Here is a 20,676-nt window from a genome sequence, read left to right as displayed (position 1 = left end):
CTATTTAAACCAAAAAAATATGAAGAAAAATTACTTGCTGTTAGTTTTGTTATTATCAATGACATTTTCATATGCACAAGATGTAAAATTACAAGGTGTTGTCGTGGATGATAAAAATAAATCATTATCTGAATGTACAATTATATTGAACGACAAAATATATTTGAGTAAGTCGAATGAAATTGGAGAATTTGCAATTATTGCTAAAAAAGATGAAACTATAACTATTAAATACCCCAAATTTGACGATTATAAATTTACAGTGCCTGCATCAGACAGATTTGTATACATTAAGCTAAAAAAGGCAGATGAGGCAGCAGCGCTTGTAGCAGAAGCAGCAGCACAAAGTAAGCGTCCAAGAGCAATAGTAGGACCTGTTTTATCAATGAATAATTTTTGGATTGGTGCTAAGATAGGTTATAATTTCACGTCAAATACTGACGATAATTTTATAGGTTCAGCTAGTATCGCTATTAATTTATTAAGTAATTCTCATCCTATTAAACGTATAAAAGCTGAGTCTTACATTGGGCCAGAGGAGGAAACTAGTGAACCATTTGAAGTAGGATCAGACGAATATTTAAATCAATTTGTTTACAAAAAGCAAAAAGAAAGAGCAAAAAAAAATGCAGATGGCACGGTAGTTACGAAGGCAGATGGCAGTATTGATATGGAAAAATATAATATTACTAAATATAGGTGGCATCATAAGTTTGGAGTATTAGGTAATATTGGAAACTTTCGTTTTACAAAGGATTCAACTGACGCAAGTAACGTGAAAAAGATGGCTCAATCCATAAATGGTTTAATGGTTGGATTTGGTTACACAATGGAGACATTCTTGTCTGTGTATAAAAATGCACAAGGAAAATACATAACTACAAAATGGAGAGGTTTTTTAACTAGCGGAGGACGTTTTGCAACATACAAAAATGTTGGCGTAAATAAGGAAAGCCAAAATTTCACACAATGGGTTAGTAGTTTAGGAACCGAATTTGAATTAGCTGGATTTAAAAGTGGTGGAGCAATGTCTCTTACAGGAAGTCTTTCTTACTTAGGATTTGATAAAAATCAATACAAATTAATTTTTGATGAAGAAAAAAAGGAACTAATTGTCTGGGATGCTACTCTTATTTTACCCATTTCTAAGGAATTAGGTTTTTTTGCTAATGGAACTTTCGCAAATAAAGAATCTGCTATATTTTCTTTTGGGATGATCTTAAGATCTTAATTCTCTTAATAAAAAAGGCCACGACATAGTGGCTTTTTTTAATTCATTTTAGTATTAAAAATCTGAGGATTTCTCTAATATTTACTGGCGATTAACTTCTCTAACAACTTTTGCATATCTCAAAGTCATCATTTTTGATGTGTGACCATAAAGTTCTCGTAAAGCATCTAATTCAACTCCGGCTAATATTTTCTTATTTGCTCCAAGATGTTTTAGAGAGTACATATTTACATTTATTTTGAGTCCATCGATTACGAGTTTTCTCCATAATTTTGAGGCACAATCTCGGTTTAGTTTCTTTTGTCCAGGAATAAAACCCAGCTGCGCAAAGTGTTCTAATGCATAAATAAATTTGTTGTTAGTGCTGCGCAAATGTCTCTGGCTTTGCGCCCGCAATCTAAAGCAAATACAAGAGCCACTTCCATTCGGAGTGTTTTTTTGTTTCATAAAAGCTGCTGTTACAAATTAGTTTTAAGTAGGAAAGCATCGGAGACCTCTTTAACAGAGACTTTTTACTTTTATATGTTTTTTTGACTTTTCCAAACTGCGATTTAACCGCAAGGTGCACAAAGATTTTACGCAAAGTTCACAAAGATTAGAGATAGCTTTTTAGGCAAAGCTTTGCGCACTTTGCGATTCACAACAAACAAAAATTCTTGCGTACTTTGCGGTTAAAACATAGCTATAAACAAAAAATCCTGAAAACAGTACGTTTTCAGGATTTTTTTGTGGAGTCGCCGGGAATCGAACCCGGGTCCAAACAAGCAACTAAAGAGCTTTCTACACGCTTATTCCCTGATTGGATTTTCGATGTTAAGCTAGGTCAGGAACAACCACTCAACACTTATCTTCTTAATTTCGAAATCCACCCGAAGCTCATGGAAATCTAGGTTTATTTTTACGGTTCCCCTAAACTGACCGCCACAAACCAAGGCTTTCAAGGAGAATCCAGCTTCCCTATCTTATAGGGACGTGGCTAATCGTACTATAATTCAGATTATGCAGCTAAAGCGTAGTTATTTTCGCCGTGTAAAATTGTAAGATCTTATATTTACGAGCAAGGTCTCAATGCTCGACGTGCTTACTTTTCAATTCGACTTGCTGTCAAAACCAGTCGACCCCAAAAATGAGTTTGCAAATTTATACTATTTGAACTTAGTATCGTAAAAAACTTTGAGAAAAATATCGCGTTAGATGTAATTATTCTTAAAACACATAAGTACATCGTTTTGAAAAAAAAGATGCTTCACTTAATTAAAACCTCCTGGTTTGATTATGTGATAGAAATGTTTTTTTACGCAGATTTATTCACTTAGTTTTATCGGAACCACAAAAAAATATCAGCATAATCTGCTAAATCTGCGTGAGAACCTTTGCGGTTTCTATGTGTTAAGAATAATTTTTTACGAACGGCATCTAACCGATAAAAAAATAATATTATTCTTCGTCTTTAAAATTAAAAGGATAATCGCCAAAAATAGGAGCCAGTTTACGCACCGCATAAGTATTACGGGTCATTTTGTTGGACAAGGCAATAATCGTAACGTTCTCTTTCTTTAAAGTAATATACGATGAGGTATTACCATGCCACCAACCGTTGTGAAAATAAAAGTTCTGACCGGTTTCCCAATTGATCATTCTGATTCCTAAACCATAATTCTTAGTTCCTTTGCGCTCATTGCTGTAACCTGTATAAACTTGTTTGAGTAATTCAGGTTTTAAAAAATCAGGTGAATTTCGGGCTCTGTCAAACTTTAAAAGATCTCGTACCGTTGAAAAGATATTTTTGTCCCCATAAACATTGTCTAAATAGTCAAAACCGATTTCTACACCATTTCCTTTATACGAAGGAACAATTTTTTTTCGGTCTTTATCATCATCAAAAACATAGGTATGCGTCATACCCAGTGGTTTGAAAATCATTTGAGACATTGCTTCTTTATAAGTTAGTCCCGTAATTTTTTCGATAATCAGGGCCAACATAGCATAATTGGTATTGCAATAGCTAAAACGGGTACCCGTTCTGGATTCCAGTCCAATGTCTTTTGTTGCCAGGATGTCTAAAATATCTTTATTGGTCAATTGGTTGTGTCTGTCCCAAATTGATTTATCGCGGTCTGTAAAGTAGGCATAGTTACGCATTCCGGTACGATGACTTAATAACATTCTTACCGTACATTCCGGATAAGGGAACGTTTTCAGAATCGTATTTACTTTCTGGTCTAAATCAAGTTTGCCTGCATTTACTAGTTTTAAAACAGCTGTTGCCGTTAAAACTTTGCTTACAGAAGCAATTTGAACCGGTGTTTCAGCTGTTATTTTGGTGCCTTCATTTTTGTTGGCAAAACCATTGTATCTTTCAAAGATAATCTGGCCGTTTCTCGCTACAAGAAAGCTACCATTCATACTATTATTAGGCCAGTTTTTGTTGTAAAAGTGATTTATTCTTCCTGCAACGGAATTGATATACGCCTGACTTATTTTTTTTTCGGGACCTAAAGGTTTCATTTTAGGCAAAGTATCTTCTGCCGTTGTAACTTCTTTTTCTGTGTTTTTTTTATCTTTTCCGCACGATCCTAAAACTAAAATTAGAAAAAGTATTTGTATTATATTTGTTTTTTTAAGGAAGCTCATTTTCATCATTCTTTAAAAACAAATATATAGAATTCAATACTTTTGTTTTGGCATTTTTAAATCTGCAACATATAGTTTTTAACTTTTTTTTAACGTCTTTTTTTTGTAGTCGATTGTATGTCAGCTTCTAGCGTTATATTTCTGTTTAAAATTAAAGATTTACAACAAAAATTTAACTTATTTTGTTATATTTGAAACAAATTGAATCAAAAAAGTTATATTAATATTCACTTTAATCCGATATAAATGAAATTTGGTATTATAAAAGAACGAAAAAACCCACCGGACAGACGCGTTGTGTTTGCTCCTAATGAATTGGCTAAACTAAAACAGCTTTATCATGAAGCTACAGTTGAGGTTGAAAGTTCAGATATCCGAATATTTTCGGATGTACAATATAAAAGTATGGGGATAACTGTTACAGACGATATTTCCAACAGTGATGTTTTATTTGGTGTCAAGGAAGTTCCTGTAGAGGACTTAATTCCGAACAAGTCGTATTTCTTTTTTTCGCATACCATAAAAAAACAACCTTATAATAGAAAACTATTACAGGCGATTTTAGAAAAGAATATTGACTTATACGATCATGAGACCATAGTAGACAGTCATAACAGAAGGCTAATCGGTTTTGGAAAATATGCCGGAATGGTTGGTGTTTATAACGGAATACGTGCTTTCGGAATTAAATTCGAATTGTTTAAACTGCCAAAAGCAGAAACACTTGCAGGTAAAGAGGCACTAATTATGCATTTAAAACGTATTACTTTACCTCCTTTAAAATTTGTAATCACCGGAACCGGTAAGGTTGGGAGCGGAGCCAAAGAAATTCTGGATGCCATAAAGGTTAAGGAAATAGAAGTTGAAAATTATTTGACTAAGAATTACACACAACCGGTTTATGTGCAACTGGATGTTTTAGAATATAACAAAAGAATTGACGGACAGGTTATCGACTTTAATGATTTCGTAGATCATCCTGAAGCTTATGTTTCAGATTTCGAAAAATTCACAAAGGTAACCGATATTTATTTCACAGGCCATTTTTACGCCAGTGGTGCTCCTGTTATTTTGACAAGAGAAATGCTAAATGCTAGTGACTGCAAAATAAAAGTGGTAGCAGATATTTCCTGTGATGTGAATGGACCTATTGCCTGTACATTGCGTTCTTCTACAATAGCAGAGCCTATTTACGGATACTGGCCAAGTGAAGGCAAAGAAGTAGATGTGTTTCATCCCGGCGCTGTTGTAGTGATGGCCGTTGATAATTTGCCATGTGAAATTCCAAAAGATGCGAGTGAAGGTTTTGGAGAACAATTTATGGAGCACGTAATTCCTGCTTTTTTTAATAAAGACAAAGACGGAATTCTCGAAAGAGCAAAAATGACGGAGAATGGTAAATTAACTCCGAGATTCAGCTACTTACAAGATTATGTGGATGGGAAGTCTTAGTTGTGAGATGTGGGTTGTAGGTTGGGAGTTGTGAGTTTTTTAAACTTGAAACTTGAAACCTGAAACGTTAAATTTTAGAAGTAGAGAATTAATATGTATAAAAAGGAGCCCCGTAATTTCAAAGTTACGGGGCTCTTTGTTTAATTTCGAAGAGTATTGATGAGGTTGTTGATGTTTTTAATTGATTTATGTATTTTACAATTATCAGATTAATTATTAAAAGTAAATAGTAAGATTTGTTTATCCGCTTTTTATAATTAACATTTTACGTTTCAAGTTTAAAAAACGCACATCTCACATTTCATGTGTCACGTTCAGTATTTCAAAACCCACACCTCATAATTCACATCTCACATCTCACATCTCATAACTCACATCTCACATCTTACAACCCACAACCTTACACCATATCCTCCGCCTTAACCCAGGCGTCAAAATCTTCAGGAGTTACATAACCCAAACGAACAGCCTCGTCTTTTAGAGTTGTTCCGTTTTTGTGTGCGGTCTGAGCAATTTCGGCTGCTTTATAGTATCCGATTTTGGTGTTTAATGCTGTAACTAACATCAATGAGTTGTCAACCAGTTCTTTGATGCGTTTGTGGTTTGGTTCGATTCCTTGTGCGCAATGTTCATCGAAAGAAATGCAGGCATCACCTAATAAATGAGCAGATTGAAGGAAGTTTGCTGCCATAACCGGTTTGAAAACGTTCAATTCATAATGTCCTTGCATTCCCCCAACAGCGATTGCCATGTCGTTTCCGATTACTTGTGCGCAAACCATTGTTAGAGCTTCACATTGCGTTGGATTTACTTTCCCCGGCATAATAGAAGATCCCGGTTCGTTTTCAGGAATATGAATTTCCCCAATTCCCGAACGAGGTCCTGAGGCCAGCATTCTAATATCATTTGCAATTTTATTTAAAGATACGGCCAGTTGTTTTAATGCTCCGTGTGTTTCAACGATAGCATCGTGAGCAGCCAAAGCCTCAAATTTGTTTTCAGCAGTTACAAAAGGATGTTTGGTAAATTCCGCTATGTATGCCGCTACTTTTACATCGTATCCTTTTGGAGTATTAAGACCTGTTCCTACTGCGGTTCCACCCAGTGCAATTTCAGCTAAATGCGCTAAAGTATTTTTTAATGCTTTTAAACCGAAAGTTAACTGAGCAGCGTAGCCTGAAATTTCCTGCCCTAAAGTCAGCGGTGTAGCATCCATAAGGTGGGTACGGCCAATTTTAACCACATCTTTGTAGGCTACAGCTTTTGCATGTAAGGTGTCTCTTAGTTTTTCAACACCCGGAATTGTAGTTTCCACTATCATTTTATAAGCGGCAATGTGCATTCCGGTTGGAAAAGTATCGTTTGATGATTGTGATTTATTGACATCATCATTTGCTTTTACGAACTGCTCGCCTTCGCCAATTTCAAAACCTTTAAGAACTTGGGCGCGGTTAGCGATTACCTCGTTTACGTTCATGTTACTTTGAGTCCCCGAACCTGTTTGCCAGATTACTAATGGAAACTGATCGTCTAATTTTCCGGCTAAGATTTCGTCGCAAACCGCTGCAATAGCATCTCTTTTTTCTATTGGTAAAACACCTAAGTCGTGATTAGCATAGGCAGCAGCCTTTTTTAGATAAGCAAAACCTTCAATAATTTCTTTAGGCATAGAAGCCGATGGTCCGATTTTGAAATTATTTCTTGAACGTTCTGTCTGCGCACCCCAATATTTATCGGCTGGAACCTGAACTTCCCCCATGGTGTCTTTTTCTATTCTGTATTTCATTTTGTTGGTTTTTTGTCCCTAGTTCCAAGTCTCTGGTACTTAGTTGCTAGTTTTTTAATTTTTAAATCTTAATTGAAGAGACCGTATCTCAGCGTGTGTAAACTTAGGAAAAAATCCTTATTTATAATCATTTTAAATACACTTATTGTCGTTATTTTGTAAAAAATGATTTGGTTTTTATTGGCAACGATAAATATTAGGCTTACATTTGTGGCTACATTCAAAAATTCCGGAAAACATGTTTGAATTTTCACAGTACTTAGGCTTTTTACTTTTCTTAACCATACTAACTATAGGGTTTTGGTTAATGTTTTTCTTGGTTGGATTCGTATCTTATTGGGTTACGGGTGCTAGCTGGGAAATGTTCAAAGAAAAGAGAGCGAAAAAGAGAGAAGAACAATCAGTTAAACTTTAATTGATTTCATAAAAGGACCCGTTTTACGAGTCCTTTTTTTATGCCTGTTATCCTAAGCGAAGTCGAAGCCTGTAATCCTGAGCAAAGCTGAAACCTGTCATCCTGAGCGAAGCCGAAGGATGTCATGCCGAGCGAAGCCGAGGGATTTTTCAATAGCCTCCAGCTTTAGCTGGAGATTCAAGAAAGAGAGGAAAAAAGGCTTTAGCCAAATAGCTTAGCGTCATCCAAAAAAAAAGAGAGGCTGTCTACGTAATATAGACAGCCTCTTCTTTTTTAAATTGATACCGATTATCCCGGAAAATCTCCACCATCGCCTCCTTCGTTTTTAGGAGGACCGTTTTTTTCTCTATCGTTTTTAGGTTTGTTGAAACGGTAGGTAAACGATAAGTTAAACTGACGTTTACGCCACTGCATTTCATTATACGAGGTTTGATTATCAAGATAAGTGTACGATCTCATAATTCTTGAATTGAAAATATCACTAATATTAAATGCAATTGTTGCTTTGTCTTTTAAAACATCTTTGCTAAGAGCGGTATTCATACCAAACATATCTAAACTTTTACCCTGTGCTGTTTTTTGAGAACCATTGTACATTGCGGTTAGCTGCCAGTCTATTTTGTAAGGTAAAGTTAGTTTTGAATTGATTCTGGCAAACCATGTAGTGGCCTGATTGTCCAGGTTTTGAGTTACAAGAGCACCTGTATTTAGATCTTTGTAAGTATTCTCTCCGGTTGTTTTTACATTATAAAAATTGAAGTTACTGTTTAATCTCCATTTTTTAGATGGTGTGTAGTTCAGTGTAAACTCAAAACCAAATTTTTGTTCGTTTCCTAAATTGATCGGTTTGCTTTCAATTACCGGTATTCCGTTTACTTTGTTTCCGTTTGGAGTTCTTACGAAGCTGAAAACATCTTTTGTGTTTTCGAAATAAGCTGAGGTGTTAAAAGTTAATTTGTCCCAGCGTTTGATATAACCAATATCATATTTGTCGGTTAATGCCGGATCCAGGTCAGGATTTCCTTTAAAAATATTGATGTTACTCGAATAATTTACCGCAGGGTTCATAAAACGGCCTCTTGGTCTTGAAACACGTTTGCTGTAACTTGCTGTGAAGTTGCTCTGATCTGAAATTTCATAACTGATAAAGGCACTTGGAAACAAATTGTTGTACTTTTTAGTATTGAATTCTTTTGTGTCTAAAAGATTAACCTGAATATTGGTGTCTTCCCAACGCAATCCGAATAAATAAGAGAATTTATTTACTTTGAAGCCATACTGTGTGTAAATTGCGTTTATATTTTCTTTGTATTCTAAAGTATTCGATAAATCAGTCAATTTGACTCCAAAGGGATCCAGAACATAGTATTCGTTGTTTAAGTCACCAAAGCTTCCTTTGTATCCCGCTTCAAACTGACTTCCTTTGCTTATTGGCAGAACATAATCTGCCTGTAAAAGCACTTGTTTCTGAACCTGATCGTTTAGGGTACTATTGTAATTTTGTGAACCCGTAATGAAACTATTGTTATCGTCTCTGTTTTTTGAAATAGAAGCGTCAACAGTAAGTTTATGACCCTTATCATTAAAGTTTTTGATTAAGTTCGAAGTATATTCAATATTGTCACTGCTTGTATCTCCCTTATTCAAACGATAAGTTGAACCTGTAAAATTGTAATTGGCGTCAAAATTATTGAAGTTGATTAAATCACGATCTTCTCCTGTGTTTTTTTGGTAATTGATAGCATTTGTCCAAAAAGTATTTGGAGCAACCGTCCATTCAATACCGGCTCTTCCGTTAAATCCGTCTCTGGTTCTTTTGGTATCACGATCCTCGTCCAGAAAGTTTTTGGTTGAACCGTCTTCATTAAAATATTCGGTGTTGGTTAGACCGCCTCCCTCATTTGTTCGGTGATTGTAGCCCGCCGTAGTAAAATAGTTTAGTTTTTCTGTTTTATAGTTCAAGTTCGCACTTAATCCAAACGTTTCCGGAAGTCCGGTTGAGGCAATGAAAGTTCCGTTAAAACCTTGATTTTTACCTTTTTTAAGAATAATGTTGATTAATCCGGATCCTCCTTCCGCATCATAACGTGCAGACGGATTGGTGATAACTTCAACTTTGTCAATAGCATCCGCAGGAAGTTGGCGTAATGCTTCAGCTACATTGATAGCATTTGAAGGTCTTCCGTCAATTAAAATTCGGATATTGTCACTGCCTCTTAAGCTTACGTTTCCTTCCGTGTCAACAGAAACAGATGGTACGTTGTCCAGTACATCACTTACTGTTCCTCCTTTTACCATCATGTCCTGTCCGACATTATACACTTTTTTGTCCAGTTTTATTTCTACTGTTGACTTCTCTGCACGAACCACAACTTCGCTTAACTGAGCTGCATCTTCAGATAAATTAACAGCACCTAAATTGGTGTCGTTTTGAATGCTTTTTTGTTTAATTTCTGTTGGTTTAAACGAAATAAACTCAATTTTGATATCGTACGTCCCCGGTGCAACTGCTACTTCAAATTCTCCTTTGGGGTTGGTAATCCCTCCGGCAAGAACCTTGGTATCATTTGGATTCATGATTGAAATTGTAGCATATTCAAGAGGTTGTTTGCTAACTTTTTCAAAAACTTTTCCGGTAATTTTTACTTTGTTTTTACCGTTGGGTGGTTGTTGTGCATAATTGTAAAAACTTGTAAAAAGGAATACAAGTACTACAGCAAATCTGAATTGTTTCATTGTTATTTTGGTTACTTTTTTTTCATTAGACACCAAATGTAGCTTTTGGTTTAAAGACTGAAATCACAATAAAATGTTAATGCTGTTCTTTATAATCAATCTAAAAAAGAAGCAACCAAATCTAAGTCTCTTCCGATTATAGCTTTTCCATCTTTTATAACGATTGGACGTTCTATCAAAATTGGATTATCGACCATAGCCTGAATAACTTCATCCGCACTCAGTGTTTTTTCTTTATAGTTTTCAATCCATACTTTTTCTTTGGTTCTTATCAATTGAACAGGTTCTAAGTTCAGTTTTTGAAGTAAGGCCTTTAAATCATCAAAAGAAGGTGTTTCTGTCAGATAAGGAATGATTTTGTAGTCTTCATTAGATTGGTCTAAAAAGGCAAGACAACTTCTTGATTTTCCACAACGTGGATTGTGATAGATTTCGATCATTTTAATATTTTTAATTTGTTATGAGATTGTTAAAGTAAAAAATTCGGTATTTTAGCAACTCCAAAAATAAGATTTACTTATTAAACTGAATTCTCATTTTTAAACTTTATCATATATGTTTTTAGAACAAGGAATTAAACCCGAAAATAAATTTTGGAAATATCTTCTGGGATCTGTTTTTATTATTGCGGCCTCATTTATTGGTCAGATTCCTTTTTCGGTAGCTGTGCTTTATAAGAGTTTTGCTTCTAATACTACATTCCCTACAGATAATGCGGCAATTATGAGAATGTTTGAGCCAAATGCAACTTTGTTTTTGGTATTGATATCTTTTGCCTTCGCCTTTGCCGGGATTTATTTTGTGGTGAAGTATTTGCATCATCAGACTATTTTGTCTATATCAACATCCCGTCGGGAACTAGATTGGAAACGTATTACATTTTCGTTTGTTTTATGGTCTCTTTTTTCAATCATTAGTTTTGCAGTGATCTATTTTCAGTCGCCCGAAAATTTTGTATGGAATTTTAAAGCAATTCCTTTTCTAATTTTGGCGGTTTTAGGTACTATGCTTATTCCTGTACAAACCAGTACGGAGGAATATATTTTCAGAGGTTATCTAATGCAAGGATTTGCTAATCTGGCCAGAAACAGATGGTTTCCATTAGTAATGACATCGATAATTTTTGGTTCGATGCATATTTTTAACCCTGAGGTAGAAAAAATGGGATATATTATTATGGTTTATTATATCGGAACAGGTTTATTTTTAGGTGTTTTGACGCTTATGGATGAAGGAATTGAGTTGTCTCTGGGTTTTCATGCCGCTAACAATCTGATAGGGGCTTTATTGGTTACTTCGGACTGGTCTGTTTTCCAGACTCATTCTATTTTTAAAGACATGTCTGAGCCTTCAGCAGGCTTTGATGTTATCTTACCGGTTGTGGTGGTATATCCTATTTTGCTTTTTATTTTTGCTAAAAAATACGGGTGGAGCAACTGGAAAGAAAAATTAACAGGTAAAATTGATTAGTACAAAATCATAAAACTAAAACGATCATGTTGGAATTAACACATAAAAAGGTTCATAATTATTTTAAACTGAATGGGTATCACCTAAACGGAAAAGACCTGAGTAGAATCGGTTATAGTTATATTAAAGAAGGTGATCCGTACGAACGGGCAATAGGAGAGTTTTTGTTGGATTGGTTCGATAATAAAGATTATATTGAAATGACGACCTCCGGCACAACGGGCCTTCCAAAATTGGTGCGGTTAGAAAAACGGGCTATGATTCAGTCAGCGTTGGCAACGGGCGATTTCTTTGATTTAGAACCCGGAGACAAGGCATTGCTTTGTTTGCCTGTTCAATTTATAGCCGGTAAAATGATGCTGGTTCGCAGTTTTATTCTAGGTTTAAATCTTGATGTGGTTTCACCAAGTGTAGCACCATTAGCGCTAAGCAAGAATAAATATGATTTTGTGGCTATGGTGCCGGTACAAGTTCAGAATTCAATAAAAGAACTAAAAAATGTCAAGAAACTAATCATTGGCGGAGCGAAAATAGATACCGCTTTAGAAGAGAAGCTTCTGCCATTAAAGACACAGATTTACGAAACTTACGGTATGACCGAAACCATTACGCATATTGCTGCTAAGAGGGTAGGAGAAGCCGCTTTTTCGATTTTGCCGAATGTGAAAATCGATAAGGATAATCGCGATTGTCTGGTGATTACTGTGCCTTCTGTTTCGGATCAGCCAATTGTTACGAATGATTTAGTGGAGCTGGTAAATGAAAAACAATTCGTTTTTTTAGGTAGAATTGATAATGTAATTAATAGTGGAGGAGTGAAGCTTATTCCTGAGCAGATAGAAGCCAAACTCACCGGAAAAATAACGAATAGGTTTTTTGTAACAGGCGTACCTGATTCGGTTTTAGGAGAAAAATTAATATTGGTTATCGAAGGCGAAAAACAAGAGTTTGTCCCTGACTTTTTTAATGTCTTAGGAAAGTTTGAAAAGCCCAAAGAGATTGTTTTTGTTCCGAAATTCAAAGAAAACGAAAATGGAAAACTTCTTCGTAAATCAAGCCTTCAATCGTGAAGATAAATTCCAAAAGGGAAAAATTCCAAATTCCAAATTGAAACTTCAAGCAAAAAATCCCAAATTCCAAAAGTTTAAAATTGGAATTTGGGATTTTTTAATTGGAATTTCCTTGCCATCGCCTAATTTTCTGGTTGAAAAGTTTAACCGCAAGGTTCGCTAAGATTGAAAAAACTTTACATGTAGCTTAGCGAACTTTGCGATCAGCATAAGTAAAAAACCTTGCGAGCTTTGCGGTTAAATAAACACAAAGTTTGCAAGGATTTATCTCTCTACAGTTTTTGTGTTGATCCTCTGAAACTTGAAACTTGAAACTTGAAACTTGAAACTTGAAACAAAAAAATCCCAAATCCCAACAGTTTAAAATTGGAATTTGGGATTTGTATTTTTTTTGGAATTTAACCTTAAGCTTTTCTTTCTAACAAAGCCATATAAAATCCGTCGAAACCGGATTCTGAAGCCAGGATTTTACGATCTTTTATGAAGGTGAATTGTTTTCCGATTTCAGTTTTAAGGAAACGCTCTACTTGTTCCTGATTTTCTGATGGTAATACAGAACAAGTGGCGTACACTAATTTTCCGCCCGGTTTTACAATTTTAGAATAGCTCTCTAAAACTTCTGCCTGAACTTTACGAATGTTATCGATAAATTCCGGTTGTAATTTCCATTTTGAGTCAGGATTTCTTTTTAAAACTCCTAAGCCACTACAAGGAGCGTCAATTAAAACACGATCTGCTTTCTCGTGTAATTTCTTGATTACTTTTGTGGTGTCGATAATACGATATTCAATATTAAAAGCACCATTTCTTTTGGCTCTTAATTTTAATTGTTTCAATTTGCTTTCGTACAAATCCATTGCAATCAATTGCCCTTTATTTTCCATTAAAGAAGCGATATGCAATGTTTTTCCTCCCGCACCTGCGCAAGTATCTACTACACGCATTCCCGGTTTTACATCAAGAAAACCGGCAACCAATTGAGAGTTGGCGTCCTGAACTTCAAAAAGCCCTTGTTTAAAAGCGTCCGTCAAGAATACATTGGCTCTTTCTTTTAAAACTAAAGCTTCCGGTTGATCTTTTAAATATTCTGTTTCAATATTCAAATCCATCAACGTATTTCTTAGGTTCTCTTTTGTGCCTTTAAGTGTATTGGTTCTTAAAATAACTTTTGCTGGCTGGTTTTGTGCTGCGATCTCTGCTGCCCATACTTTTTCGCCCAGTTCTTTAACGCCCAGTTCATCCATCCAATCCGGAATAGATTCTTTAAAAGCTCTGATTTTTGAAAGTTCATCAAAACGACCTTTTATTTTTCTTTCAGGAGTTCCTTCCAATTGTCTCCAATCCGGAATAGGGTAACCTCTTAAAACTGCCCAAACAGCAAACATTCTCCATAGATTGTCTCTGTCGAAAGGTTCTTTAACTTCGGCAATTTCAGCGTATAATCTTTTCCAACGAACTATTTCGTATATGGTTTCAGCAACAAATTTCCTGTCGGAACTTCCCCAACGTTTGTCTTTTTTTAAGGCTCTTGCTACCACTTTGTCTGCATATTCTCCTTCGTTGAAGATAGCATTCAAAGAATCAATGGTAGTATAAACTAAATTTCTGTGTAATCTCATTTTAATTATTTGAGTTGCAAAGGTACTATTAATTGATTGAAAGTTAAATTTTTAATTTTGATTGTTATTTCGACTTTCATTAAAAAGAAAAAAAACACTCTAATAAAGTATAAAAGAGTGTTTTTCTGATTTTATTTTAGAACAACTTTATTTTGTAATTCTTGTTAGTCCAATATTTTCAGGGGCATGAAGCACCATCGGGAATTTTTCTATTTTTACAGAACTACTGTCTAAACCAAAAGCTCTTTCTTCAGATAAGCTCAGTTTTTTGATAAAGAAATAAGAGTTCATGATAATATTTTCGTGCCATCTTAAGTCATTATCGTTAGAAAGGAACTTCTCAGACAATACAAATTTAAAGTCTCCGATAATATTGTTTTTGTTTAATGATTCGTAACGGCTGGTAATATCCACTTCGCCTCTTTTTACCATGTCGCGGATTACCTCACGGAACATCAAATTGATTTTGGTAGGCTCTCTGAAACCTAGATTAAAATCGATTCTGTAAATATCATCTTTTGCAATTTCGGTAACTTTATATTGTGTTTTATAAGGCTCAGTTAAGATATTAACGTGTACAAACCAATAGATATCTGCTCTTTTTGGACGCTTTTGCAAAATAGAATACATCACCTTTTGCTCCAGTTCGTCTACACGATTGGCATTGGTCATATAAACTAAATGCGTGGCATATTTTGGAATCGTTAAATCTTCGCTTAACTCCATCAACACTTTTTTGTAATCGTCAATTTTGATAATTTTAGTGTAGTTTTTATTGATTTTCTTAGCCACATACCAAATAGTCATAACCGAAATTAGGACCGCAGCAATGATTAAAGTTACATAACCGCCTTCGGCAAATTTTGTAACATTGGCAATCAAAAAGCTAAATTCAATTAATAGATAAATCGTAATTAACGGAACCATGAAAAATAATTTGATACGTTTCATGATGAGGTAGTAGTTAAGCAAAATTGTGGTCATGATCATACATAATACAATGGCAAGACCGTAGGCATGCTCCATATTACTGGATTTTTCGAAGTGTAGTACAATGCCAACACAACCAAAAAACAACAACCAGTTAATAGAAGGAATGTACAATTGTCCTTTAACTTCTGTCGGATATTTGATTTTTACTTTTGGCCAGAAATTCAAACGCATTGCTTCGTTGATCAACGTAAACGATCCGCTGATTAAAGCTTGTGAGGCAATTACGGCTGCTAAAGTCGCAATAACAATTCCTACCGGTTGAAACCAATCCGGCATGATCAGGTAAAACGGATTTCCGTTTTCTCCTCCTAAAGCTTGTAGGGTCTGTCCTTCGTGGTGAATTAAATAAGCTGCCTGACCAAAATAGTTTAATACCAAAGTCATTTTAACAAAAATCCAACTGATTCTGATATTTTTTCTACCACAGTGCCCCATATCCGAGTACAAAGCTTCGGCTCCCGTTGTGCATAAAAATACTAATCCAAGAACAAAGAATCCTTCCGGGTGTATTTGTAATAAGTGATAAGCATAATAAGGGTTAATTGCTTTTATAACCTCAGGATGACTGGCGATTTGAATACTTCCCAATGTTCCTAACATGGCAAACCAAATCAGCATCATTGGAGCAAAAAATTTACCCACTAATTTGGTTCCAAATTGTTGAATGGTAAACAGAACAAATAAAATTCCGATAACAATCGGGATCGTGTTGATCTCAGGATAATAGGTTTTAATTCCTTCTACGGCAGAAGAAACCGAAATTGGCGGTGTGATAATTCCATCTGCCAGTAATGCACTACCTCCTATAATTGCCGGTACGATGAGCCATTGTATTTTTGTCTTTTTGACTAAGGCATATAGAGCAAAAATACCACCTTCGCCATGATTATCAGCACTTAAGGTTATAAGGACATATTTTATGGTAGTTTGTAGTGTCAGCGTCCAGAAGACGCAAGAAATACCGCCTAAAACGATGTCTGCATTAATGGTGTGGTCGCCAAGAATGGCTTTCATTACATACAATGGAGAAGTACCAATATCTCCATAAATAATTCCTAATGTGATTAATAGACCCCCAATAGACAACTTACTGTGTAAGTTTTTATGCGATGCGTTCATGTTATTTTTATAAAAGACGGTTGCAAATTTACTGTTTTAAAATATATTAGCGTCAATTATAATAGATAAAGATAAAAAAAAGCACAATCGTGAAATTGTGCTTTGATTTTTAGGACTGGTAAGGACGGTAAAATTAAATTCTTCTTCCTTCACCTCTTGAGCTGGATCCGCTTTCTCTTTGTGGCTGACTTCCTCGTGATTCCTGATAGGATCTCGGAGATTCAGATCGTGGAGTAGCTTGTGATCTTGAAGTGTTTCCTCTGCTTTCTGAACTTCCTCTGTTATCAGAGTAGCTTCTTGAACTTTCAGTTCGCTGTGTTGGAGCTGTTCGGTTTGAATTTCCTCTGTTATCCGAATAACCTCTTGAGCTGTTTTCATTTGAACTTCTTCCGGCTTCAGTTCGCGGAGTATTTTCTACTCGTACCGGATTAGTCACAGTTGCTGAATTGTTTCTTTCGTAAGTGTCACGATTGCTGTTGTAACTTCTATTAGTACCAGTTCTGTCCGTGCTGGTTCTATTTGCAGCAGATCTGTCTGTTCCGGTTCTGTCTGTATAGCTTCTGTTGGTGTTAGAACTTCTGTTTTCTGTATAGTTTCTGTTGTTTGAGTCGCTATTTCTTCCGGAAGTCGATCTGTTGGTATTATAGTTGTTTTCGTTTCTGTTGTATTCTCTGCTGGCAACACGTCTTTGATCTAAATCATATCTGTTTCTAACGTTCGAATGTCTTTGAGAAAAACTATAATTCGGATGCCTTGTTTCGTAACCGTACGTACGTCTTGTTTCGTACAATGCCGGAGCTCTGTAACTTCTTCTTTGGTTCACATAGTTATAACGGTTGTTTACGTTGATACAAATATTAATATTGTTTCTGTATCTGTAAATTGGGTAAGGTCTCCAGGCGTAATAGTAGCTTGGGTAGTAATTCCAGTACCATGTTGAATAATAAGGTCTGTAATTGGTAACCCAAAAGGAGGTGTAAATTACCGGAGTCACATTGTAAACAGGCTCATAAATGTAATTAGGACCGTACAAATAAGAGTTACCTACCACCTGAACAATCACTTTGTTGGATCTTTTACGTTCTATATCAATGGTTGCAATATCCTGATACACATCGCGATCGAGGACCGCCTGAATAATTACAACGTGAGTTCGGTCTTCTACAGATTCGATAACACGTAAATAATCAACCTGATCATCGTCATTTAAGTCAAGATTGGAAATTTGATATTTAGGATCATTTAATCTTCTTTCAAAATCCTGAAGATTGGACGATTCTCCAAATATGGAAGCAACAGCTCTAAGATCTAAATTATCACTTATATCTGAATTTTTTGCATAAACAGTAGTCTGATTTTGTGCCTGAATGCTACTAAAACCTAATGTAAGTAATGCTATAAAAAGTAATTTGGTTTTCATGACAAATCATATTAAAATTATTATTTGGAGGTATCCAATTACTGTGCCAGAAAAAAAAACAAAACCTATTTTATATGTTATAAATAATTGTATTTTAGCAAGAAAAAAAATAATTGATATGAAAAAAGGGATTCTGTTTTTTAGTGCTTTTGTTTTGTTTGTGTCTTTTAAAACATTGAATAACAATGATGAAGAAGTCGTAAATAGTGGTTTTACCACAGCGCAAATAGAAACTTTAATACAGGATAAAATTAGTATTCGTGCCATTGCAATTGACAAAGATAAGGTTTGGTATGGGGCAGATAATTCCCGTTTTGGTTATTTTGATTTAGATAAAAAAGAAAAATTTGAGGAGCATATTTATCGTGATACTTTAAAATTAGAATTCAGAAGTATTGCTCAGACTTCAAAAAATATCTTTTTGTTAAGTGTGGCAAATCCGGCATTATTGTATCAGGTGAATAAAAAAACGCATAAGGTAAAATTAGTATACAAGGAGATTAATGCTAAAGTGTTTTACGACAGTATGCAGTTCTGGAATGATAAGGAAGGAATTGCTATTGGTGATCCTATAGAAGATACTTTTTCGATTATTGTTACTCGTGACGGAGGAGAAACGTGGACGAAGATACTCTCTGATAAATTGCCGACAAATGCTAACGGAGAAGCTGCTTTTGCTGCCAGTAATTCTAATATTGTAATAAAAGGAAATGATACCTGGTTGGTATCCGGAGGGAAAAAAGCACGTGTTTTTTATTCGCCGGATAAAGGGAGAACCTGGAAAGTTATTGATACGCCGATTGTTCAGGGAAAAACGATGACAGGGATTTTTACGGCCGATTTTTATGATTCAAAACACGGATTTATTGCCGGAGGAGATTACGAGCTTCCGGAGCAAAAAACAGATAATAAAGCATTTACAAAAGATGGAGGAAAAACCTGGGAGTTAACAGGTCAGGATGTAGGATTTGGATATGCTTCATGCATACAATATGTGCCGGGAAGTAACGCTAAAGAGCTGGTTTGTGTAGGAGCTTTGGGGATTCAGTATTCTAAAGATGGAGGGGCTTCATGGAAAGAATTATCAAGCGACACTAAATTCTTTACTATTCGTTTTATTAATAAAAACACGGCAATCGCAGCTGGTTATAATAAACTGGTCCGAATTCATTTTCAATAAAATAACAAGAACCCTAAATAATAAAGTAAGTATTATTATATAGGGTTCTTATCGCTGTTGTTTCTTTGGAATTAATTTTTCCCTGCTTTATCTCTATATTGTTTTAATAGTTTTCGATTAAAATCATCTTCCGATTTTTTAAGTTTTAATATTTTTTTTGCCGAAAGTATCTTTTTTAGGTTCGACATATATTTTTCACGTAAAAGATATAATTCTTTATCGGTGCTTTCTATTTGACAAAGAAGAGATGACGATTCTTTTTCTGAAAGCGAACTGATGTTGTCATCATCTAATTTATGAAGATACGTTTTCATTTTATCGTGGCGTAGTTCAAATTGCTTGTCGTCATACGCATTATAAACAGGCCAGAATTTTTCAGCTTCTGTTGGAGTAAGTTCAAGTTCAGTGGTCAAAAATGAAACTTTATAAGCTTTGATTTTTTCACGTTTTTCATCTGATTTATCGCTTTGGGCATAAAATGAAAAACCAACAAAAAATAACAGTATGGGAAGTATATTTTTGATTTTCATATTTTTGAGTTTTGTTTTATTCTGAAATTAAATTTTCAATATTTGGACTTGTAGCCAGTATGTCTTCAAGTGTTTCTTCTTCAAGAGCAACATTCTTGTTAAGCGATTCGATGTCTTTAGTGTCGAGCTGATTAATTAAATCGTATTGATTCAGATTGGATTGATAGGCCAAATAGGTTTCTAAGGTTTTCTCATCCAGTTCTTTTGATTTGTTGTAATTATTAACGATTGGAATCATCAAGGCAAAAACAACTACGGCAGCAGCAAGCAAGGTAATTACTTTTTTACGTTTGTAAAACGGAATAATTTTTACTTCCGGGACATTAATTTGCTGTAAAACTTTTGCCGAAAAATCATTAAAATAGTTTTCCGGAGTTTTAAATCCTGTTGTTATTTTCGGTTCGTTTTCTAATTTAAATGCTTTCATAATGTCTATAAGATAGGTTTTGTTACAAAAGGTTTAATTTGTCGTAACATATAATTCAATTTTTTTTACTGCATGATGGTAAGATGCTTTTAATGCGCCTACCGAAGTCCCCAGAATCTCTGCAATTTCTTCATACTTCAATTCCTCAAAATATTTCATTTTAAAAACCAATTGCTGTTTTTCAGGTAATGTTACTATGGCTTTCTGGAGTTTTATCTGAATATCATCTCCGTCATAATAAACGTCGGCTTTTAAATTGTCGATTGTTTTGTTCTGTAAAGCTTCAGATGTTATGCCGTTTAGTTTTGCTTTTTGATTTAGGAAAGTCAAAGCTTCGTTGGTGGCAATGCGATACATCCACGAAAAGAGTTTGCTTTCTCCTTTGAAGTTTTTTAAATATTGAAAAACTTTTACAAAAGTATTTTGCAGCACATCATCGGTATCATCATGATTCAAAACAATGTTTCGAATATGAGAATACAATGGTTTTTGATAATCGGACACGAGTTTTTGAAACGCTGTATTTTGCGTTTTAGGATCTAATAATTGTGCTATAAATTCCTTCTCGTCTGTCAAGCTTTTGATTTATATCTT

At 34.9% G+C, this 20,676-nt stretch carries 16 protein-coding genes and 1 other RNA gene; 5 read left to right on the top strand and 12 right to left on the bottom strand.

Features of this window, described 5'->3' with window-relative positions; all coding sequences use genetic code 11:
• Nucleotides 1-19 precede the first annotated feature (19 nt).
• Complete coding sequence (locus G3A47_RS09745) at nt 20-1,231, top strand: hypothetical protein (RefSeq protein ID WP_166921974.1); 1,212 nt, start codon at nt 20-22, stop codon at nt 1,229-1,231.
• Nucleotides 1,232-1,312: 81 nt separating this feature from the next.
• Here G3A47_RS09745 and G3A47_RS09740 read toward each other — a convergent pair whose 3' ends face one another.
• The 3 genes from G3A47_RS09740 to G3A47_RS09730 all read right to left on the bottom strand — a co-directional run bounded on the left by G3A47_RS09740 (nt 1,313) and on the right by G3A47_RS09730 (nt 3,871).
• The gene (locus G3A47_RS09740; RefSeq protein ID WP_166921973.1) at nt 1,313-1,678 is read right to left on the bottom strand and encodes a site-specific integrase; all 366 of its coding nucleotides are present in this window, start codon (nt 1,676-1,678) and stop codon (nt 1,313-1,315) included.
• A gap of 279 nt (nt 1,679-1,957) precedes the next feature.
• Nucleotides 1,958-2,353: a transfer-messenger RNA gene (gene ssrA / locus G3A47_RS09735) on the bottom strand.
• Between the two features lie 315 nt (nt 2,354-2,668).
• Nucleotides 2,669-3,871, bottom strand: a complete 1,203-nt coding sequence (locus tag G3A47_RS09730) for a serine hydrolase domain-containing protein (protein WP_166922161.1) — start codon at nt 3,869-3,871, stop codon at nt 2,669-2,671.
• A 240-nt stretch (nt 3,872-4,111) separates the two neighbouring features.
• On the opposite strand from G3A47_RS09730, the gene G3A47_RS09725 reads away from it, so the two are divergent.
• Nucleotides 4,112-5,317: an NAD(P)-dependent oxidoreductase gene (locus G3A47_RS09725; protein WP_166921972.1), complete on the top strand. Its 1,206-nt coding sequence runs from the start codon at nt 4,112-4,114 to the stop codon at nt 5,315-5,317.
• Nucleotides 5,318-5,717: 400 nt separating this feature from the next.
• On the opposite strand, the gene fumC is transcribed toward G3A47_RS09725, so the two are convergent.
• From fumC to G3A47_RS09710, 3 genes are all read right to left on the bottom strand, one after another.
• The gene (gene fumC / locus G3A47_RS09720; protein ID WP_166921971.1) at nt 5,718-7,103 is read right to left on the bottom strand and encodes a class II fumarate hydratase; all 1,386 of its coding nucleotides are present in this window, start codon (nt 7,101-7,103) and stop codon (nt 5,718-5,720) included.
• 703 nt (nt 7,104-7,806) lie between these two features.
• Complete coding sequence (locus G3A47_RS09715; RefSeq protein WP_166921970.1) at nt 7,807-10,254, bottom strand: outer membrane beta-barrel family protein; 2,448 nt, start codon at nt 10,252-10,254, stop codon at nt 7,807-7,809.
• Nucleotides 10,255-10,349: 95 nt separating this feature from the next.
• Nucleotides 10,350-10,694: an arsenate reductase family protein gene (locus G3A47_RS09710; protein WP_166921969.1), complete on the bottom strand. Its 345-nt coding sequence runs from the start codon at nt 10,692-10,694 to the stop codon at nt 10,350-10,352.
• A gap of 115 nt (nt 10,695-10,809) precedes the next feature.
• On the opposite strand from G3A47_RS09710, the gene G3A47_RS09705 reads away from it, so the two are divergent.
• Both G3A47_RS09705 and G3A47_RS09700 read left to right on the top strand, forming a co-directional pair.
• Nucleotides 10,810-11,724, top strand: a complete 915-nt coding sequence (locus tag G3A47_RS09705; protein WP_166921968.1) for a CPBP family intramembrane glutamic endopeptidase — start codon at nt 10,810-10,812, stop codon at nt 11,722-11,724.
• Between the two features lie 26 nt (nt 11,725-11,750).
• Nucleotides 11,751-12,794 carry an AMP-binding protein gene (locus tag G3A47_RS09700; RefSeq protein ID WP_166921967.1) on the top strand — a complete coding sequence of 348 codons (1,044 nt, stop codon included), beginning with the start codon at nt 11,751-11,753 and terminating at the stop codon, nt 12,792-12,794.
• 404 nt (nt 12,795-13,198) lie between these two features.
• Here the strand turns inward: G3A47_RS09700 and G3A47_RS09695 are convergent, their stop codons facing one another.
• The 3 genes from G3A47_RS09695 to G3A47_RS09685 form a co-directional block, all read right to left on the bottom strand.
• Nucleotides 13,199-14,413 carry an RsmB/NOP family class I SAM-dependent RNA methyltransferase gene (locus G3A47_RS09695; protein WP_166921966.1) on the bottom strand — a complete coding sequence of 405 codons (1,215 nt, stop codon included), beginning with the start codon at nt 14,411-14,413 and terminating at the stop codon, nt 13,199-13,201.
• Nucleotides 14,414-14,560: 147 nt separating this feature from the next.
• The gene (locus G3A47_RS09690; protein WP_166921965.1) at nt 14,561-16,525 is read right to left on the bottom strand and encodes a KUP/HAK/KT family potassium transporter; all 1,965 of its coding nucleotides are present in this window, start codon (nt 16,523-16,525) and stop codon (nt 14,561-14,563) included.
• 133 nt (nt 16,526-16,658) lie between these two features.
• Nucleotides 16,659-17,945: a hypothetical protein gene (locus tag G3A47_RS09685; RefSeq protein ID WP_166921964.1), complete on the bottom strand. Its 1,287-nt coding sequence runs from the start codon at nt 17,943-17,945 to the stop codon at nt 16,659-16,661.
• A 118-nt stretch (nt 17,946-18,063) separates the two neighbouring features.
• On the opposite strand from G3A47_RS09685, the gene G3A47_RS09680 reads away from it, so the two are divergent.
• Entirely contained in the window at nt 18,064-19,125 is a 1,062-nt protein-coding gene (locus G3A47_RS09680) for a WD40/YVTN/BNR-like repeat-containing protein (protein ID WP_166921963.1), read from the top strand.
• A 71-nt stretch (nt 19,126-19,196) separates the two neighbouring features.
• Here the strand turns inward: G3A47_RS09680 and G3A47_RS09675 are convergent, their stop codons facing one another.
• The 3 genes from G3A47_RS09675 to G3A47_RS09665 are packed head-to-tail and all read right to left on the bottom strand — an operon-like array spanning nt 19,197 to nt 20,658.
• Nucleotides 19,197-19,655: a sensor of ECF-type sigma factor gene (locus G3A47_RS09675; protein ID WP_166921962.1), complete on the bottom strand. Its 459-nt coding sequence runs from the start codon at nt 19,653-19,655 to the stop codon at nt 19,197-19,199.
• A gap of 16 nt (nt 19,656-19,671) precedes the next feature.
• Entirely contained in the window at nt 19,672-20,082 is a 411-nt protein-coding gene (locus G3A47_RS09670; RefSeq protein WP_166921961.1) for a hypothetical protein, read from the bottom strand.
• Between the two features lie 33 nt (nt 20,083-20,115).
• Nucleotides 20,116-20,658 (bottom strand): RNA polymerase sigma factor, encoded by a 543-nt coding sequence (locus G3A47_RS09665; protein WP_166921960.1) that lies wholly within the window; start codon nt 20,656-20,658, stop codon nt 20,116-20,118.
• Nucleotides 20,659-20,676 lie beyond the last annotated feature (18 nt).

The sequence above is a fragment of the Flavobacterium poyangense genome, assembly GCF_011751075.1.
Classification (GTDB): Bacteria; Bacteroidota; Bacteroidia; order Flavobacteriales; family Flavobacteriaceae; genus Flavobacterium; species Flavobacterium poyangense.
Note: the sequence above shows the minus strand (reverse complement) of the source record. Positions and strands in the feature narration are given on the sequence as shown.

What these genes read in the sequence shown, in the direction of transcription:
- G3A47_RS09745 (WP_166921974.1), top strand. Translation starts at nt 20, where the DNA reads ATGAAGAAAAATTACTTGCTGTTAGTTTTGTTATTATCAATGACATTT.
- G3A47_RS09740 (WP_166921973.1), bottom strand. Translation starts at nt 1,678, where the DNA reads ATGAAACAAAAAAACACTCCGAATGGAAGTGGCTCTTGTATTTGCTTT.
- G3A47_RS09730 (WP_166922161.1), bottom strand. Translation starts at nt 3,871, where the DNA reads ATGAAAATGAGCTTCCTTAAAAAAACAAATATAATACAAATACTTTTT.
- G3A47_RS09725 (WP_166921972.1), top strand. Translation starts at nt 4,112, where the DNA reads ATGAAATTTGGTATTATAAAAGAACGAAAAAACCCACCGGACAGACGC.
- fumC (WP_166921971.1), bottom strand. Translation starts at nt 7,103, where the DNA reads ATGAAATACAGAATAGAAAAAGACACCATGGGGGAAGTTCAGGTTCCA.
- G3A47_RS09715 (WP_166921970.1), bottom strand. Translation starts at nt 10,254, where the DNA reads ATGAAACAATTCAGATTTGCTGTAGTACTTGTATTCCTTTTTACAAGT.
- G3A47_RS09710 (WP_166921969.1), bottom strand. Translation starts at nt 10,694, where the DNA reads ATGATCGAAATCTATCACAATCCACGTTGTGGAAAATCAAGAAGTTGT.
- G3A47_RS09705 (WP_166921968.1), top strand. Translation starts at nt 10,810, where the DNA reads ATGTTTTTAGAACAAGGAATTAAACCCGAAAATAAATTTTGGAAATAT.
- G3A47_RS09700 (WP_166921967.1), top strand. Translation starts at nt 11,751, where the DNA reads ATGTTGGAATTAACACATAAAAAGGTTCATAATTATTTTAAACTGAAT.
- G3A47_RS09695 (WP_166921966.1), bottom strand. Translation starts at nt 14,413, where the DNA reads ATGAGATTACACAGAAATTTAGTTTATACTACCATTGATTCTTTGAAT.
- G3A47_RS09690 (WP_166921965.1), bottom strand. Translation starts at nt 16,525, where the DNA reads ATGAACGCATCGCATAAAAACTTACACAGTAAGTTGTCTATTGGGGGT.
- G3A47_RS09685 (WP_166921964.1), bottom strand. Translation starts at nt 17,945, where the DNA reads ATGAAAACCAAATTACTTTTTATAGCATTACTTACATTAGGTTTTAGT.
- G3A47_RS09680 (WP_166921963.1), top strand. Translation starts at nt 18,064, where the DNA reads ATGAAAAAAGGGATTCTGTTTTTTAGTGCTTTTGTTTTGTTTGTGTCT.
- G3A47_RS09675 (WP_166921962.1), bottom strand. Translation starts at nt 19,655, where the DNA reads ATGAAAATCAAAAATATACTTCCCATACTGTTATTTTTTGTTGGTTTT.
- G3A47_RS09670 (WP_166921961.1), bottom strand. Translation starts at nt 20,082, where the DNA reads ATGAAAGCATTTAAATTAGAAAACGAACCGAAAATAACAACAGGATTT.